Source organism: Alistipes indistinctus YIT 12060, from assembly GCF_025144995.1.
GTDB classification, from domain to species: Bacteria; Bacteroidota; Bacteroidia; order Bacteroidales; family Rikenellaceae; genus Alistipes_A; species Alistipes_A indistinctus.
The window spans coordinates 587,084-604,270 of the sequence record NZ_CP102250.1; the positions used below are offsets into that span (position 1 = coordinate 587,084).

Consider the following 17,187-nt stretch of genomic DNA (forward strand, 5'->3'; position numbering starts at 1 on the left):
GTCCTGTAGTCTCCCGAAAAGAACGGAAACTAAAGCGACAGGATATGCCCACATCACCCACCGAAGAGTTTCTCAAACTCATTTGGACGCGTCGGCTCTATACGAACCGGGAGCTGGCGACCTGCGACGGACGTCCGTTGCGCGTCATCAGCCACGGCAACATCAACCCCGTGGCGGGAACGGACATCACCGACGCCCAGATCGAAATCGACGGAACCGTTTACAGCGGACCGATCGCCGTACATGCCCAGGCATCGCTCTGGCGCAGGCACCTGCACCACATCGACATGGCCTACGACGAATGCATCCTGCACCTGGTGCTGGAGAACGATGCCGTAGTATGCCGCGTGGACGGATCGGTCATTCCGGCACTCATTCTCGAATATCCCGAATCGCTCAACAACACCTTCCGCAACCTGACCGAGGGCGAAGGCCGTTCGCTCTGCTGCCGCGAACTGAAACGAATGCCGCAGGTAAGCCTTTACAACACGCTCACACGGCTGACAATCGAACGGCTCGAACGCAAATACAACGACTTCCTCCGGCTCTACACCGAAGCGGGAAACGACTGGAACGAGGCGTTCTATATCACGCTCTTCAAATCGGTCGGTGCGAGCCGCAACCGCGAAGCCTACATAAAGCTGGCCCGTACCGTGCGTTACCGCGACCTGTGCCACGTCAAAGAGTCTATCCTTTCGGTCGAAGCGCTGCTGCTGGGCGGGGCCGGAATGCTCGATACCGAGCGAAACGGACGGTTCCCGGACGACTACACTCTCCGGCTGCAGCAGGAATTCGACCACCTCGCCCGACGTTTCGGCATCGTCCCGATGCGTTACGGCGAATGGGAGATATCGAAAACCCGGAGTTTCAGCCATCCCGTGCTGCGGATCGTCGAACTGGCCGGGTTGCTCGCCCGCAAAGAGTTCCTTTTCTCGAACCTGATCAACTGCACCGACGTAACCGAAATCCAACGCATCCTGAGTGCCGAAGCGTCCGAATACTGGGCGACGCACTCGCTGCCGAGCGTGCGCAGCAGCCGATGCGTGAAACGGTTCGGCCAGATGATCCTCGACGTCCTCACGATCAACCTGGTCGTACCGATGATGTTCGCTTACGGCAAAGACCATGCGGACGATGCGATGCAGGAACGGGCCGTGGAAATCCTCGAACAAATCGCCCCAGAAAAGAACACCTATACGGTCCCCTGGTCCGAACGGGGTATCCGTCCCGACAACGCTTTCTTTTCACAGGCGCTGATCCAGCTTTCGAAAGAATATTGCGAGAAAAAACGGTGCGCCACATGCAATATCGGCAAAATGTTACTCTGTTCTCAAGAATAAATCGTATCTTTAGCGAATTAATTTCGATAGCTAAGATTTAATTACGAACAGATTTGCAACAAAAATTATGGGTATAGTTACCGGTATGCTGAAATTGTTCTTCGGAACAAAAAGCGAGAAGGACCGCAAGGAAATCGAGCCTTATGTAGAAAAGATCAAGGCGGTTTATCCGCTCATAGAGCAACTTACCAATGACGAGCTGCGTGCGCGCAGCGCTGCGCTGCAAGCCGCCATCGCCCAGCACATAGCCGGCGATGAAGCACAGATCGTCGAATTGAAAGCTCAACTGGAGAACGTAGACACGTCGCTCGACGACAAAGAGAATATATCGCGCCAGATAGACCATCTGACCGAGGAGATCGACCGCAAAATCGAGGAAAAACTCGACGAAATCCTGCCCGAAGCGTTCGCTATCATGAAAGATACGGGCCGCCGTTTTGCACAGAACAGCGAGATCGTAGTGACCGCGACAGATTTCGACCGCAACCTGGCTGCCGAAAAGGACTTCGTCCGTATCGACGGAGACAAAGCCATTTACAGCAACAGCTGGGTGGCCGGCGGCAACACGATCACGTGGGATATGATCCACTACGACTGCCAGTTGTTCGGCGGAGTGGTCCTGCACAAAGGTAAAATTGCCGAAATGGCAACCGGCGAGGGTAAAACCCTCGTGGCAACGCTTCCCGTATTCCTGAACGCACTGGCCAAGAAGGGTGTCCACATGGTAACGGTCAACGACTACCTCGCCCGACGTGACTCGGAATGGATGGGTCCGTTGTATCAATTCCACGGCCTGTCGGTCGACTGTATCGACCGGCACCAGCCCAACTCGGCCGCAAGGCGCAAAGCCTATATGGCCGATATCACCTTCGGCACGAACAACGAATACGGTTTCGACTACCTGCGCGACAACATGTCGATCTCGCCTGAAGACCTCGTACAGCGCAAGCACCACTTCGCCATCGTCGATGAGGTCGACTCGGTGCTGATCGACGACGCCCGGACACCGTTGATCATCTCCGGCCCCGTCCCCAAAGGCGAGGACCAGATGTTCGAACAGTACCGCGGTGCGGTCGAAAACCTCTTCAACCTGCAGCGCAACCTCGTCACGCAACTGCTCGCCGATGCGAAGAAGCTGATCTCGGAGGGCAAAACCGACGAAGGCAGCATCCTGCTTTACCGCGCCCACAAGGGACTTCCCAAATACAAGCCGCTGATCAAGTACCTCAGCGAACCGGGGATCAAAGCGATGATGCTCAAGACCGAGAACATCTACATGCAGGACAACAACCGCCGCATGCCGGAAATCGTCGACGATCTCTTCTTCGTGATCGACGAAAAACTGAACTCGGTAGAGCTGCAGGACAAAGGACACGAGGCGCTCTCGAAGAGCGTCGGCGAAGAGGGTTTCTTCGTTCTGCCGGACATGGGCAGTATCCTGGCCGATATCGAAAAAGAGAATATCCCGGGCGACCAAAAAGCGATGAAGAAAGACGCGGTGCTGAACGACTATGCGATCAAGTCGGAGCGCGTACACACGGTCAACCAGTTGCTCAAGGCGTACAGCATGTTCGAAAAAGATATCGAATATGTGGTGATGGACAACAAGGTGAAGATCGTCGACGAGCAGACAGGCCGTATTCTAGAAGGACGCCGCTATTCGGACGGCCTGCACCAGGCCATCGAAGCCAAAGAACGCGTCAAAGTCGAAGCTGCCACGCAAACATTCGCGACCGTTACGCTGCAGAACTACTTCCGCATGTACCACAAGCTCGGCGGTATGACCGGTACGGCCGAAACCGAAGCGAGTGAGTTCTGGAACATTTACAAACTGGACGTCGTAGTCATCCCGACCAACCGTCCGATCATCCGCGACGACAAGGACGACCTGATTTACCGCACCAAACGCGAGAAATATGCGGCGGTGATCGAACAGATCGATGAACTGGTCAAGCAGGGCCGTCCGGTGCTGGTCGGTACCACCTCGGTCGAGATTTCGGAATTGTTGAGCCGCATGTTGAAACTGCGCGGCATCAAACACAACGTCCTGAACGCGAAACAACACCAACTCGAGGCACAGATCGTCGCCGAGGCGGGCCAGACCGGCCAGGTGACCATCGCCACCAACATGGCGGGCCGCGGTACCGACATCAAGCTGACGCCGGAGGTGAAAGCCGCCGGAGGTTTGGCGATCATCGGTACCGAGCGCCACGAATCGCGCCGTGTGGACCGCCAGTTGCGCGGCCGTGCCGGGCGTCAGGGCGACCCGGGCTCCTCGCTCTTCTTCGTATCGCTCGAGGATAACCTGATGCGCCTGTTCGGCTCGGAGCGTATCGCCAAGCTGATGGACCGTATGGGCCTCAAAGAGGGAGACGTGATCCAGGCCGGTATGATGTCGAGGGCGATCGAACGGGCCCAACGCAAAGTCGAAGAGAACAACTTCGGTATCCGTAAACGCCTGCTCGAATACGACGACGTGATGAACGCACAGCGCGAGGTGATCTACACCCAGCGCCGCCATGCGCTCTACGGAGAACGGATCGAGGTCGACCTGAACAACATCATGATGGACTACGCGCAATCCTTCGTCGACACGTACAGCGAAGACGATTTCGAGGATTTCAAGTTCAACATGATCCGCCAAGTGGCCGTGCAGCCTTCGTTCGACGAAGCGACCTACAAGTCCGCCAGCAAGGAGATGCTGACCGGCATGGTGGTCAAAGACTTCCAGGATGCTTACATGCGCCGCATCGGTTCGGTAGCTGCGACGGCATATCCCGTTATCAAGCGTGTTTACGAAGAGCAGGGCGATAAATACGAGAATATCTACATTCCCGTGTCAGACGGTTTCCGGGGTTACAACGTACCGGTAAACCTGAAAAAGGCCTACGATTCACAGTGCAAAGAGGTGTTCAAGAGCTTCAGCACGATCGTCGTGCTGACCACCATCGACGAGAACTGGAAAGAGCACCTGCGCGAGATGGACGAATTGCGCCAGAGCGTACAAAATGCCACTTACGAGCAGAAAGACCCGCTGTTGATCTATAAATTCGAATCATTCAACCTCTTCAGCAAAATGCTCGAGAAGGTAAACCGAGAAATCCTTTCGACGCTGTTCAAGGCATTCATCCCGGTACGCGAGAACCCGGAAGCGGCAGCGCCGCAACAACCGGTCGCTCCTCCCAAAACCGACATGTCGCGTATGCAGACTTCCCGGATGGAAGCTGCGGCCGCAGCCGGACAGGGGGATAAAAGCAAGCCCGCCCCGATCCATGTCGAGAAGAAAGTGGGCCGCAACGATCCCTGCCCTTGCGGAAGCGGTAAGAAATACAAACATTGCCACGGCCAGAACGAATAACTTTCCGGGAAATAACCATTAAGAATACGATACGAAAAAGCGGAGAAACCCGGGTTTCTCCGCTTTTTTACGGATGCTTGGAACCAAGCGCTATTACATCCTAAAAACAACATTTAAGAGAAAGTCGCATGATCGATGTTCGTATTTGCATGTATCCACTACATGCTATGAACCGCAACTAAAGTGTTGGCATAACGGGAAACGGGATATCGTCCCTATTCCTCTTTTAACGCTTCGGCGACTTCAGCTTCGGCTTTGCGCAACTTCTCGCGGCAGAGCTTGATCAGCTCCGAGGCCCGCTTTACCTGTGCCCCCAGTTCATCGACATTCATCTGCGAATCGTTGAACTTTTCGAGAATCTGTTCGATTTCCCCGATCGCCTGGGTATAAGTCGGTTGTTTTTTCTCCATGACTATTTCAATTTATCGTTTTCCTTTCGGGAACTCTTCCCTGTCGGATGCAGCCGTTTGATTTCGGCATCGGCCGAACCATCCCGCCACAATACGGTAATCTCGACACCCGGTTGCACATCCCCGACAGAGGTGATATGCCGTCCGCCGGACCGCACCATCGCAAAACCCATCTCCAACATACGCCGGGGATCGCGCGCAGCTACCCGGTCGCCGAGCCACGCCAATTGCTGCCGCTGCGTTTGCAGCAGCTCCGTACTGCGCAAAGCCAAAACACCTTGCATCGCATCGAGATTCTGCGTACAGGCAGCCAGGTTGTAACGCGACGCCTGTGAAAGCCGAACGTCCAGGTTGCGCAAATCCGCCAAGCCACGGTAAACGACCTGTCCGGTCAGCCGTATCAAGTCACCGTGCAATCGCCCCAACTGCAGTTGCTGATCATGCATCCGGTCGGAGGATCCCATTTTCAACGTCACGGCCGCCTGGCGTAACTGCTGCCGGCTGTTATCGAGCAGTGTCAGCGCCGCGCCGGAAAGTTCGTCCAGCCGCTCCTCCAACCAGCCGTCGAAGGCCCCCGCCTCCTCCTTGAGGTACACGGCCACGGCCGTAGGGGTTTTCACGGATACCGCCGCTACGAGATCGGCCACGCTCTGATCCTTATCGTGCCCGATGCCGGCTATGACCGGCAACGGAAACTGAGCGATATGGCTGCACAGGCGATAGCTGTCGAAACAGCCCAAGTCGCTCTGCGAACCGCCGCCGCGGATTACTACCACTGCATCGAAATCGTCGGCACGGTCGGCAACCGCACCCAAAGCCTCGATGATCGAATCTTCAGCGCCGGCACCCTGCATAAAGGCATCGAAAAGCGTAACTTCAAACCGGTAAGGACTGTCGGAAAGTTCGTTACAGAAATCCTGATAACCGGCGGCATTGCGGGACGAAACGACCGCCAAACGCTGAATCACCACGGGCAACTCCAATTCACGGTTCATTTCGAATACGCCGTCGGCCTGCAACCGTGCAACGGTCTCCTGCCGCTGCCGCTCCATGTCCCCGAGCGTATAGGCCGGATCAATGTCGGTAATTTGCAACGAAAGGCCGTACAACTCGTGATACGATACCACCACTTTCACCAACACCTGCAATCCGGCCGCGAGCACTTGCCCCGTCAACTGACGGAAATAAGGTTCCAGCATCGCATAAGTATTGCGCCAGATGACGGCGTTCGCCTTGGCCTTCGGGATGTGATTCGCACCACCCTTCTCGACCAGCTCGAGATAACAATGCCCCGAATAGTTCACTTTCAGTTCGCTGATCTCGGCCGCCACCCAATAAGGCAACGGATGCGCCTGGTCGATGCCCGTCTTGATCATCGACTGCAACCTGCTGAGCGATATGGGGTCCATCTGCGGCATCGTCAGTTATTCACCCGGTAAACCTTCTGAACGCCTTTGAGTTTCATCAGCTTGTAAACGACCGTATCGACCACCTGCGTACTGGTCACCTCGATATTGATCAGCCCTGAGAGAATCCCCCCGGCCGAATTGAGGCTCATCGAACGGATATTGATCTTCAGGTCGCGATTGATTACCTCGGCGATCTTGTTGACCAGACCGGGAACATCGTCGGCCTGCACGCGAACGGTCGCCCGGAACGAACCCGGCACTACCTCTTTCTGCCAGCGGGCCGGCAGGATGCGGTAGGGGTATTTCTCCCGGAGACGCAACGCGTTGGGACAATCGTGACGATGGATCGTAATGCCGCTGTTGATCGTAGTAAAACCGAAAACTTCGTCGCCGTAGATCGGGTTGCAGCATTTGGCCAGCTTATATTCGATATTGCTCAACGACTCGTCGATTACCAATGCATCGTCGGCGCCGCCCAGCGGTTTCGCGGACACTGAGGTCTTAACCGGGCGCTCCTCTTCCGGCAGGTCGTTGCTGAGCAGGCGCGTCAGGATCTCCTTGATGTCGCCGATCACAATCTTCTGCTGCGCGATCTGGCCGTACAGTTCGGTGCCCGTTTTGAGCTTGTAGTATTTGCAGAGCATCGTCACCGCATCGTCTATGGTGACGGGCAATTTCCAGTTCTTGAGCTTGCGCTCCAACTCTTCGCGGCCGAGGCTTGCGGCCTTCGCCTGCTCTTCGCGCAGGTAAGCCTTGATTTTGTTGCGCGCCTTGCTCGTCGTGACGATATTGAGCCAGTCGGCTTTCGGTTTCTGCGATTTGGATGTAAGGATTTCGACGATATCGCCGTTTTTGAGTTGCTCTTTGAACGATACGTTGCGGTGGTTAACCTTGCCGCCGGTACAGCTCGCACCGAGGTTGGAGTGGATGTCGAAAGCAAAATCGAGCACGGTAGCCCCTTCATTGAGCTTGCGCAGATCACCGTTGGGCGTAAAGACAAAAATTTCACCCGACGAAAGCTTAACGTTGAATTTATCCGCGCGGGGCTGGTTCTCGGTAGCCTCGATCAGTTCGCGGATCCTGCTGAACCACTCTTCGGTTCCCATGCCGTCGCCCTTCACCCCTTTGTAGCGCCAATGAGCCGCCACTCCACGTTCGGCCACCTCGTCCATGCGTTCGGTGCGGATCTGTATCTCGACCCAACGGCCCTCGGGGGTCACGACCGTCGTGTGCAGCGATTCGTAGCCGTTCGATTTGGGAATCGAAATCCAGTCGCGCATACGGTCTGGATTGGGTGTATAAAAATCGGTCACGATCGAGTAGACCGCCCAGCAAAAAGCTTTCTCCTGCTCACGCGGGCAATCGATCACGATCCGGATCGCAAAAAGGTCGTACACTTCGTCGAAACCGATGTGCATCCGCTTCATCTTACGCCAGATCGAATAGATCGACTTGGTGCGGCTCTTGAGGTGGTACTTAAATTTCTGCTGCCGCATCTTCTCCTCGATGGGTCTGACGAATCCCTTGATGAACACTTCGCGTTCGGCCGCCGTATCTTCCAGGCGACGCCGGATATAATTGTAATCCTCCGATTCGAGGTATTTGAGCGAAATATCCTCCAGTTCCGATTTAATGCTGTAAAGCCCCAGTTTGTGAGCGATCTGCGCATACAGGTTCAGACTCTCCCACGATTTCTTCTGCCGTTTTTCTTCCGGGAACATGTCCAGCGACCGCATCACCTCGAGCCGGTCGGCAAGCTTGATGAGGATCACCCGCGGATCGGACGAATAGGAGACGATCAGCTCGCGGAAATTATCCACCTGATCTTCGGCGGCTTTGGTATCGACGTCCGAAATGTTGCACAACCCTTTCAGAATACCGATACATTGTTCGCCGTAATGACGCCCGATACGGTTCAGGTCCATCAATTCCAACCGGACGACATCGTGCAGCAGGGTTGAGATCACCGAATTACGTCCCAACCCGATCTCGCACATCACGATCGTCGCGGTACCCACCGAGTGTAAGACCAAAGGAGTCCCGTCGTAGCGGGTCATGCCGTCGAGTTTTTCGACGGCCACACGCAATGCGGCCTTTACCAACTGGTGGCTGGCCTCACTAAAATACTCCTGCGAAAGCTGCAGGAAGGGTTCTACATACGGGGGCAGCGACTGCACTTCCAACATTTCGGCTTCCATATGTTTTCGGGATTTATCTCGCCTTAAATATAGTAAAAAAATTTAAGAATGCCGGGTATTTTCCGCTCCATTCGTATCCGGAACAGCTCCGGATTCGCGTGCGGCCCAAGAATCATGCAAAAAAAAGCCCGGGAACGCCCCTCTTCGGCATTCCCGGACCTATCCGTCAGAAAGCGACGCATTTATTCCGCCGCAATTATTTGCGATGAAACTTACGCGGCTTGATCATATTTTCGGGAGAGAGCACATTATCGAGCTCCTCTTTGCTCATCAGTTTCTTTTCCAGTACGAGGTCATAAATGCCCTTACCGGTTTCGAGCGCGGTTTTGGCCAGCTCGGTCGAAGTCTCATAACCCAGATAAGGGTTGAGTGCCGTTACCAGTCCGATGCTGTTGTAAACCAACCGGCGGCAGACCTCTTCGTTAGCCGTAATACCGGCCACACAACGGTCGCGCAGCGTGTTCATGCCGTTGCTCAGCAGGTCGATGCTCTCGAAAAGGCTGTGCACGATGATCGGCTCCATCACGTTCAGCTCGAGCTGTCCGGCCTCGGCGGCGATCGTTACGGTCAGGTCGTTGCCGATCACTTTGAACGCTACCTGGTTCACCACTTCGGGAATCACCGGATTTACTTTGCCCGGCATGATCGACGAACCGGGCTGCATCGGCGGCAGGTTGATCTCATTCAGCCCGGTACGCGGTCCCGACGAGAGCAGACGCAGGTCGTTGCAGATTTTCGACAGCTTGACCGCCAGCCGTTTCAGCGCCGACGAGTTCATTACAAACGCTCCAGTATCGTTGGTCGCTTCGATCATGTTGGTAGCCGCCACGACAGGCAGTCCGGTGATTTCACGCAGGTATTTGATGCAAAGCGGCGAGTAATCGGGATCGGCATTGATACCGGTACCGATCGCCGTCGCACCCATGTTCACCTCGAGGAACAACTTGTAGTTCTGTTCGAGCCGTTCGACCTCCTCGGCTAGATTCGCAGCATAAGCTTCAAATTCCTGACCGAGGGTCATCGGCACGGCATCCTGCAACTGAGTACGGCCCATCTTGATTACGTGCGCAAATTCGGCCCCCTTGGCGTGGAAAGCCTCGACGAGCCATTTCAACGAAGCCTGAAGTTTCGTAATGCTGTTGATCAGCGCAATTTTCACCGCCGTCGGATAGGCATCGTTGGTCGACTGCGACATGTTCACGTCGTTGTTCGGATGGCAGTATTTGTACTCGCCCCGCTGATGTCCGAGGATCTCGAGCGCACGGTTCGCAATCACTTCGTTCGCATTCATGTTGGTCGAGGTGCCGGCTCCGCCCTGCACCATGTCCACGACGAAATGCTCGTCGAATTTGCCTTGACGCACCTCTTCGCACGCTTCGATGATCGCCTGTGCCACATGGCCGTCGATCAATCCCAGATCACGGTTCGCACAGGCAGCGGCCTCCTTGACCATCGCCAGAGCCTTGATCAGCTCCGGGAAAAAGTGAAGCCGCACGCGGCTGATGTTGAAGTTCTCCAACGCGCGCATCGTCTGTACGCCGAAATAATACTCTACCGGCACCTCTTTGTTGCCCAGCAAGTCATGTTCCGTACGGGTCTTACCCGAAAGCTGACGTTTCGTAATATCCATAATTTTAGGAGAGTATAGAATTTAGGGTTCGACTAAATAAAAATTTACGCGAAATTAAGCAATTCCGCGTAAAAAAGTAATAATTTTCAACAATATTTCAGCCTCCGGACTAAAGATTATCGCCGGATCAGGGATTAAGATTCCGGATTATAAACAAAATAGTGTCAAACCGAACGACAACGAACGGTTCACAGGTATTTCGTCAGCAATTCCGACATCTGCGAGGCGAGTTCGGCAGCTTTTTCCGCCGCCGCATTGGCGAAACGTTCGGTGTTGTCGGCATAGATGATCCCGCGCGACGAGTTGACCAACAGCCCGCACTGGCGGTTCATACCGAACCGGGCGACCTCTTCGAGACTCCCCCCCTGCGCGCCGACACCCGGCACCAGCAGGAAATGGTCCGGCACAAGCTCGCGGATACCCTTCAGCATCCGGGCCTGCGTCGCCCCGACCACATACATGATGTTATCGGCCGTCCCCCACTCTTTCGACGTGTCGATCACCTTCTCATAAAGGAAGCCCCCCTCTTCGAGCCGCTGCATTTCGAAATCGGCCGCACTCGGATTAGAGGTTAACGCAAGGATAACGGCCCATTTGCCGTCGAACTGCAGGAACGGTTCGACCGTATCGTAACCCATGTAGGGCGAAAGCGTCACCGCATCGACCAGATTCCCGGAGAAAAAGGCCCGGGCATACATTTTCGACGTGTTGCCGATATCCCCCCGTTTCGCATCGGCAATAATGAAGATATCGGGATACCGTTCCCGGATGTACTCCACCGTCCGGCGGAAACTGACCCAACCCTTCTCCCCGTTGTCCTCGTAGAAAGCCAGATTGGGCTTGTAACACACCGCATAGGGTGCGGTAGCATCCACGATAGCCCTGTTAAAGGCGAAGACGGGATCGTCCCCGGCCCACAAATGGCGCGGAATCTTGTTCATATCGGTATCGAGCCCCACGCAAAGAAAACTGCGTTTAGCCTCGATCCGGGCGAAAAGCTGTTCGGCGTTCATATCTCTTGTAATTGAATTATTCCTCTCTCCATGGCGTCCGGTGTGCCGGCGGTCAACCTGCTTCCCGGCAGGATTAGATTCGCGGCCGATAAATACCTTCGCCCGGGCCTTCCTAGGTTACGGTTACGTCTCCGGCGGAAGCGGCCCTACCACCAATGCGACTTGCCGCAATCTTTGCAACTGCGAAACAAGCGCTGTTTCCGGACCGGACAAGTCACGTTTGTTTACAGACAACTTTCCGTGTCTAGCAACGTTTTTTCCTGCAACCTAATTCTCCTCGCTGGCACGCAGACGCTCGGCGTTTTCGGCTACCTGCAACTTGTCGATGATCTCCTGAATATCGCCGTCCATCACCGCCGCGAGGTTGTAAAGCGTCAGGTTGATGCGGTGGTCGGTCACACGGCCCTGCGGGTAGTTGTAGGTGCGGATCTTCGCACTGCGGTCGCCGGTAGAGACCATCGTCTTGCGTTTCGAAGCGATCTCGTCGAGGTATTTCTGGTACTCGAGGTTGTAAATACGGGTACGCAACTCCTCGAAAGCCTTGTCGAAGTTCTTGAGCTGCGATTTCTGGTCCTGGCACTGCACGACGATACCGGTCGGGATATGGGTCAGGCGGATGGCCGAATAGGTTGTATTGACAGACTGGCCGCCGGGACCCGACGCACAAAAAATATCCTTGCGCACATCGTTCATATTGATCTCCAGATCGAACTCCTCTGCTTCGGGCAGTACGGCCACCGATGCGGCCGACGTATGGACGCGTCCCTGCGTCTCGGTCTGCGGCACGCGCTGTACGCGGTGCACGCCCGACTCGTACTTCAACACGCCGTACACGCCGTCTCCGGTCACCTTCATCACGACCTCCTTGAAGCCGCCCGAGCTGCCTTCGCTGGCGCTGTTGATCTCATACTTCCACCCTCTCTTTTCAACGAATTTGGTATACATGCGCAACAGGTCGCCGGCAAAGATCGCCGCCTCGTCGCCGCCCGTTCCGCCGCGAATCTCGACGATCGCGTTCTTGCTGTCCTGCGGATCGGCCGGAATCAGTAACAGTTTGATCTGTTCCTCCATTTGCGCTACGGCAGGCTCCAGTTCGGATACCTCCATACGGGCCATTTCACGCAATTCCTCATCCTTTTCGGTTGCCAGAATCTCTTTGGCACCTGCAAGGTTATTGAGCGCGGTGCGGTATTTTTCGCTGGTGTGGACGATCGGTTCGAGCTCTTTGTACTCCTTGTTCAGCGCGATGAATTTCCTGACGTCGGCGATTACTTCCGGATCGGTCATCTGCTGACCGATCTCTTCATATTTGATTTTCAAGCCATCGAGGCGTGAAAGGATCGAATTATCCGGCATACGGCATCTCCTGTTTTTAAGGATACAAAGGTAAACATTTTTTTGTTTTTTCGTATCTTGTGGCGCCGAAGCGGGACCTTATGAAAAAAACCTTCCTGAAAATAGTCGGATACCTCTCTGTCGCGTTGGGATTTGCCGGGGCGTTCCTGCCGCTGGTTCCCACCACGCCGTTGCTGTTGCTGGCCCTGTGGTGCTTCTCGAGAAGTTCGCCGAAGATGAATGCATGGCTGCTGGGCAACCGCATGTTCGGGCGTTACCTGAAAGATTACGAACAGGGCCGGGGTATCCCGAAGGTCGTAAAAGTTTCGTCGGTCATCATTCTCTGGAGTTCCATCCTCTTCACCACGATCGTCTTCACCGAAGCATGGTGGTTGCGGGCGCTGCTGCTCCTGATGGCTTTGCTGGTCTCAGTCCACATCCTGAACCTGAAGACGCTGCTGACCGGATCGAAAATCCTGGTTCTGATTCCCACTGCAATGGAAGGAGAGAAATTCGCCGCAAACCTGCCGCCGAACGTCGCGGTCGAAACCATCGGCATCGGCCCTTACCGCAGCGCATTCAACACCTACCACCATATCCTGCGCCACCGTCCCCGTATGGCGATCCTGGCGGGGATCGCCGGAACCTATCCCGGAAGCGGATTGTCCACGGGAGAGAGCCGGTTGGTAAAGGCCGAAAACGCTGCCGACCTGGGTTCGTTCCTGCCGGAAGGATTCCAACCCAAATTCGCGGAGCGGTTGGAATGCCCGCACATCCCGCAGGAGACGACGTTCTCAACGGCCGACAGCAACACGCTCAGTGCCGCCTCGGCCCCGTTTGTCGAGCGCAGCGGCGCACAACTCGAAAATATGGAAGGCGCTTCGTTTTTCTATGTTTGCACACAAAGCGGAACGCCGTTCCTCGAACTGCGGACCATTTCGAACCGCGTCGGCGAACCGTTCCCCGACTGGGACATCGAAACCGCCACGGACAACCTGGCCCGCGACCTAAACCGATTGATCCATGAACTTGAAGCTTAACATATCGACCTGCCCGAACGACACGTTCATGTTCGAAGCGATGCTGCACGGCCGCATCGACACGGAAGGACTCGTATTCGACCTGCACCTCGCCGACATCGAACAACTCAACGGGGCGGCACTCTCAGGGGAACCGGACATTTCGAAGCTGAGCTATGCAGCAGTCCCGCAAATCAGCGACCGGTACAAAATTCTCAACAGCGGCAGTGCGCTGGGCCGCGGCAACGGCCCGCTACTGGTAAGCCGTTACAAAATTTACCCCGACGAACTGCACGATGCACGGGTGGCCATCCCGGGCGAACACACCACCGCCAACCTGCTGCTGAACAAAATCTATCCGTCCGTCAAAGACCGGCGTGCCTACCTCTTTTCCGACATTGCCGAGGCGGTAATGACCGGAGAATGCGATGCGGGCGTGCTGATCCACGAAGGCAGGTTCGTCTACCGCAAAATCGGGCTGCAACTGGTAGCCGATCTCGGCGTCGAATGGGAAAGACTCACAGGACTGCCGCTGCCGCTCGGGGCCATCGTCGTATCGCGGCGGCTCGACGCCCCACTGCAACGGAAAATAGACCGGGTATTGCGCCGCAGCATCGAATATGCACGGGCCAACCCGGCGGTATCGGCCGGATTCGTCAGACAATACGCACAGGAACTGAGCGAAGAGGTCACCCGAAGCCACATCGAACTCTTCGTGAACGACTATTCGGTCGATCTGGGAGCGGAAGGGCGCAAAGCGGTCACTGGACTGCTCGGCACGGAAACGTTTGGCATAAAAGAAGAGGAGGTGTTCGTATGATACGCGAAACCCTTGCTTCGCTGACGGCCGAAGAAAACCTGCGAACCCTGCCGGAAATAGCTCCTGAAGGGATTTATATCGAACATGAAGGCAAGCGTTACCTCAACCTTTCATCGAATGACTATCTGGGCATCGCGTGCCGCGACATGCACCGGGAGTTCATGCACGAAATAGACGAAAGCGACGCGTTTTTGCTAAGCAATCCCTCTTCCCGGCTGATTACCGGGAACAGTCCGGAATATACCCGCCTCGAACAGACCCTTTCCGATCTGTACGGCGGCAAAGCCGCGCTGGTACTCGGCTGCGGGTACATGGCCAACTCAGGCATACTGCCGGCGATAACCGAAAAAGGCGACCTGATCCTGGCAGACAAGCTGGTGCATGCGAGCCTGATCGACGGGCTGCAACTCTGCAAAGCGGAGTGGCAGCGTTTCAACCACAACGACATGGATCATCTGGAAAGGCTGCTGGTCCGTCACCGTGGACATTACCGCAACGTCTGGATCGTCACCGAATCGATCTTCAGCATGGACGGAGACTGCGCGCCGCTCGCAACTCTGCAAGCCCTAAAAACAAAATACGACCTGAAACTCTACGTAGACGAGGCGCATGCCTTCGGAGTCTGCGGCCCCGGCGGCCGGGGGCTGGCAGCTGCCACGGGTACGGATTGCGACATCCTGGTCGCCACGCTCGGCAAAGCGATCGCCTCGCAGGGTGCATTCGTAATCACGGACGGGGAAATACGGGAATTTCTGGTCAACCGCCTGCGGACGCTGATCTTCTCCACGGCACTGCCGCCCATCTCGCTACGCTGGTCGGACTACGTTATCCGGCGACTGCCGCAAATGGAGCCGTGGCGGGAACACCTGAACCTTTTGTCGCATCGACTGACCGGTTCGCCGTCCTCGACGCACATCATACCGCTGATGGCCGGGGAGAACCACCGCGCCATCGAAATGAGTAAAAAGTTCCGGGAAGCGGGCTTCTGGGTAATGCCGATCCGCTACCCCACCGTACCGCAGGGCAAAGCCCGCGTGCGCGTTTCGCTGAACGCTGCGCTGAACACCGGGGCAATCGTAAAATTCAAAGAGGTATGGAACAGCATTGGATAGTCAAAGAGCGTAACCGGGACCTGATCGTCTTCGCATTGGGATGGGCCTCGGATTTCCATGCCGTCGCACACATCCGTCCCGAAGGTTACGATATCCTCTGTACGGACGATTACCGCACCATCGAATCGGTCGATCCGGCGACTGTCGCCGGATACCGGCGGATTTACCTGTTCGCATGGTCGTTCGGGGTCTGGGTTTCGGAGCTGATTTTCCGGGGTATTCCCTTTTACAAGACGGTCGCACTGAACGGCACCCCCCTGCCGGTAAACAATCGCTACGGCATTCCGCCGAAATCATTCGCAGTCACGCTCAAAGGGATCGCCCACACCGGAATCGAAGCTTTCAACCGCCGCACGTTCGGCGACTTTTACGACACGATCGCCCCTTGGCTCGAAACACGACCCTTCGAGGAGAAATACGAAGAGCTCTGCAACCTGTTCGATGCGTCGGCCAAAGCCTACCGTCCTTCGATCACATGGAGCGAAGCCGTGATCGGGCTTCAGGACATCATCTTCCCGCCGGACAACGTAAAAGCCTACTGGACCGAAGAGTCTCCCGCAACAGAGGTACAGTTATGTCCCGGCATGCCGCACTATCCGTATGCCGACCCGGCAATCGTACTGTCGAGGCTGCACACCGAACAACCGATGCAATCCCGCCGCCATGAGCGATAAAGACCTGCTGAAAAACCGTTTTGCGGCGAATCTGCGCAGCTACAATTCACTGGCCGTCGTGCAGGAGCGTATTTGCGAAGAACTCGCGGAATTGATCGGGACGCATGTCCCCGGAAAAATCACCCGGGGATTGGAAGTGGGTACCGGAACGGGCTTCCTGACCCGGCGGCTTCTGGAGCGCTACCCCGACGCAGAATGGACGCTGAACGATCTGGTCGAAGCGTCGGAATGCTTCCTGCAGCCCTACGTCGGCGGCCGTAAAACGCAATGTTATTGGGGAGACGCCGAATCGCTGCCCGCGTTCGGCAGGCCGTTCGACCTGATCGCCACCGCTTCGACGGTACAATGGTTCGACAACCTGCCCGCTTTCCTCAACCGTACCCAAGAGATGCTCGCTGCCGGGGGCAGATTGGCGCTCAGCACCTTCGGCCCCGACAACTTCGAAGAGATCCGGGCGACGACCGGGGACGGCCTCGTTTACTACACCTCTGCGGAACTGGCCGGTTTACTGAAACAGGCAGGATTGACAATCGAAGAACAAAAGGAGTACGCACGCCGCCTGGAGTTCGGCTCCCCGACCGACGTACTGCGGCACATCAAGGCGACCGGGGTAAACGCAATCCGCAAAACCCGCTGGACCCCGCGACGGCTGACAGATTTCGAAACGCTCTACCGCAGCCGGTTTTCGACTTCTTCAGGCACAGTGACACTTACTTATCACCCGATCCTGATCGTGGCGAGAAAATAGAAACGCTGCGCGGACAAGCAGAAGCACCCGGCACAAAAACATACACGTCAAACCGAAGCTAGTACGCTTTCGAAACGAGCCCAATAAAAAAGCGGCCCAAAACCGGAACCGCAACAAAATA

General features: G+C 55.9%; 13 protein-coding genes. 7 read left to right on the forward strand and 6 right to left on the reverse strand.

Going from position 1 to position 17,187, the window contains the following annotated elements:
- The first annotated feature begins 44 nt into the window (after positions 1-44).
- Both NQ495_RS02775 and secA read left to right on the forward strand, forming a co-directional pair.
- Positions 45-1,340: a DUF2851 family protein gene (locus tag NQ495_RS02775; RefSeq protein WP_009134491.1), complete on the forward strand. Its 1,296-nt coding sequence runs from the start codon at positions 45-47 to the stop codon at positions 1,338-1,340.
- 67 nt (positions 1,341-1,407) lie between these two features.
- Positions 1,408-4,698, forward strand: a complete 3,291-nt coding sequence (gene secA, locus NQ495_RS02780) for a preprotein translocase subunit SecA (protein WP_009134490.1) — start codon at positions 1,408-1,410, stop codon at positions 4,696-4,698.
- A gap of 215 nt (positions 4,699-4,913) precedes the next feature.
- Here the strand turns inward: secA and xseB are convergent, their stop codons facing one another.
- The 6 genes from xseB to prfA all read right to left on the reverse strand — a co-directional run bounded on the left by xseB (position 4,914) and on the right by prfA (position 12,714).
- Complete coding sequence (gene xseB, locus NQ495_RS02785) at positions 4,914-5,108, reverse strand: exodeoxyribonuclease VII small subunit (RefSeq protein WP_009134489.1); 195 nt, start codon at positions 5,106-5,108, stop codon at positions 4,914-4,916.
- Between the two features lie 2 nt (positions 5,109-5,110).
- The gene (gene xseA, locus NQ495_RS02790; RefSeq protein ID WP_050808007.1) at positions 5,111-6,526 is read right to left on the reverse strand and encodes an exodeoxyribonuclease VII large subunit; all 1,416 of its coding nucleotides are present in this window, start codon (positions 6,524-6,526) and stop codon (positions 5,111-5,113) included.
- A gap of 2 nt (positions 6,527-6,528) precedes the next feature.
- Positions 6,529-8,715: a RelA/SpoT family protein gene (locus NQ495_RS02795; protein WP_009134487.1), complete on the reverse strand. Its 2,187-nt coding sequence runs from the start codon at positions 8,713-8,715 to the stop codon at positions 6,529-6,531.
- 196 nt (positions 8,716-8,911) lie between these two features.
- Positions 8,912-10,345: an aspartate ammonia-lyase gene (gene aspA, locus NQ495_RS02800; RefSeq protein ID WP_009134485.1), complete on the reverse strand. Its 1,434-nt coding sequence runs from the start codon at positions 10,343-10,345 to the stop codon at positions 8,912-8,914.
- A gap of 188 nt (positions 10,346-10,533) precedes the next feature.
- Positions 10,534-11,358: an orotidine-5'-phosphate decarboxylase gene (gene pyrF, locus NQ495_RS02805; RefSeq protein WP_009134484.1), complete on the reverse strand. Its 825-nt coding sequence runs from the start codon at positions 11,356-11,358 to the stop codon at positions 10,534-10,536.
- Positions 11,359-11,625: 267 nt separating this feature from the next.
- A complete protein-coding gene (gene prfA / locus NQ495_RS02810; RefSeq protein WP_009134483.1) occupies positions 11,626-12,714 on the reverse strand; it encodes a peptide chain release factor 1 in 1,089 nt (362 codons plus the stop codon).
- Positions 12,715-12,794: 80 nt separating this feature from the next.
- Here prfA and NQ495_RS02815 point away from each other — a divergent pair, with 80 nt between their 5' ends.
- The 5 genes from NQ495_RS02815 to NQ495_RS02835 are packed head-to-tail and all read left to right on the forward strand — an operon-like array spanning position 12,795 to position 17,066.
- Positions 12,795-13,733, forward strand: coding sequence for a DUF454 family protein (locus NQ495_RS02815; RefSeq protein ID WP_009134482.1), 939 nt, complete (start codon positions 12,795-12,797; stop codon positions 13,731-13,733).
- Positions 13,717-14,532 (forward strand): 1,4-dihydroxy-6-naphthoate synthase, encoded by an 816-nt coding sequence (locus tag NQ495_RS02820; RefSeq protein ID WP_009134481.1) that lies wholly within the window; start codon positions 13,717-13,719, stop codon positions 14,530-14,532. The genes NQ495_RS02815 and NQ495_RS02820 overlap by 17 nt, the downstream gene beginning before the upstream one ends.
- Positions 14,529-15,644, forward strand: a complete 1,116-nt coding sequence (locus NQ495_RS02825; protein ID WP_009134480.1) for an aminotransferase class I/II-fold pyridoxal phosphate-dependent enzyme — start codon at positions 14,529-14,531, stop codon at positions 15,642-15,644. The genes NQ495_RS02820 and NQ495_RS02825 overlap by 4 nt, the downstream gene beginning before the upstream one ends.
- Entirely contained in the window at positions 15,626-16,318 is a 693-nt protein-coding gene (locus tag NQ495_RS02830) for a pimeloyl-ACP methyl esterase BioG family protein (protein WP_009134479.1), read from the forward strand. The genes NQ495_RS02825 and NQ495_RS02830 overlap by 19 nt, the downstream gene beginning before the upstream one ends.
- Positions 16,308-17,066 carry a methyltransferase domain-containing protein gene (locus NQ495_RS02835; RefSeq protein WP_009134478.1) on the forward strand — a complete coding sequence of 253 codons (759 nt, stop codon included), beginning with the start codon at positions 16,308-16,310 and terminating at the stop codon, positions 17,064-17,066. The genes NQ495_RS02830 and NQ495_RS02835 overlap by 11 nt, the downstream gene beginning before the upstream one ends.
- Positions 17,067-17,187: the final 121 nt, after the last annotated feature.

What these genes read in the sequence shown, in the direction of transcription:
- NQ495_RS02830 (WP_009134479.1), top strand. Translation starts at nt 15,626, where the DNA reads ATGGAACAGCATTGGATAGTCAAAGAGCGTAACCGGGACCTGATCGTC.
- NQ495_RS02835 (WP_009134478.1), top strand. Translation starts at nt 16,308, where the DNA reads ATGAGCGATAAAGACCTGCTGAAAAACCGTTTTGCGGCGAATCTGCGC.
- pyrF (WP_009134484.1), bottom strand. Translation starts at nt 11,358, where the DNA reads ATGAACGCCGAACAGCTTTTCGCCCGGATCGAGGCTAAACGCAGTTTT.
- aspA (WP_009134485.1), bottom strand. Translation starts at nt 10,345, where the DNA reads ATGGATATTACGAAACGTCAGCTTTCGGGTAAGACCCGTACGGAACAT.
- xseA (WP_050808007.1), bottom strand. Translation starts at nt 6,526, where the DNA reads ATGCCGCAGATGGACCCCATATCGCTCAGCAGGTTGCAGTCGATGATC.
- NQ495_RS02825 (WP_009134480.1), top strand. Translation starts at nt 14,529, where the DNA reads ATGATACGCGAAACCCTTGCTTCGCTGACGGCCGAAGAAAACCTGCGA.
- prfA (WP_009134483.1), bottom strand. Translation starts at nt 12,714, where the DNA reads ATGCCGGATAATTCGATCCTTTCACGCCTCGATGGCTTGAAAATCAAA.
- xseB (WP_009134489.1), bottom strand. Translation starts at nt 5,108, where the DNA reads ATGGAGAAAAAACAACCGACTTATACCCAGGCGATCGGGGAAATCGAA.
- secA (WP_009134490.1), top strand. Translation starts at nt 1,408, where the DNA reads ATGGGTATAGTTACCGGTATGCTGAAATTGTTCTTCGGAACAAAAAGC.
- NQ495_RS02815 (WP_009134482.1), top strand. Translation starts at nt 12,795, where the DNA reads ATGAAAAAAACCTTCCTGAAAATAGTCGGATACCTCTCTGTCGCGTTG.
- NQ495_RS02795 (WP_009134487.1), bottom strand. Translation starts at nt 8,715, where the DNA reads ATGGAAGCCGAAATGTTGGAAGTGCAGTCGCTGCCCCCGTATGTAGAA.
- NQ495_RS02775 (WP_009134491.1), top strand. Translation starts at nt 45, where the DNA reads ATGCCCACATCACCCACCGAAGAGTTTCTCAAACTCATTTGGACGCGT.
- NQ495_RS02820 (WP_009134481.1), top strand. Translation starts at nt 13,717, where the DNA reads ATGAACTTGAAGCTTAACATATCGACCTGCCCGAACGACACGTTCATG.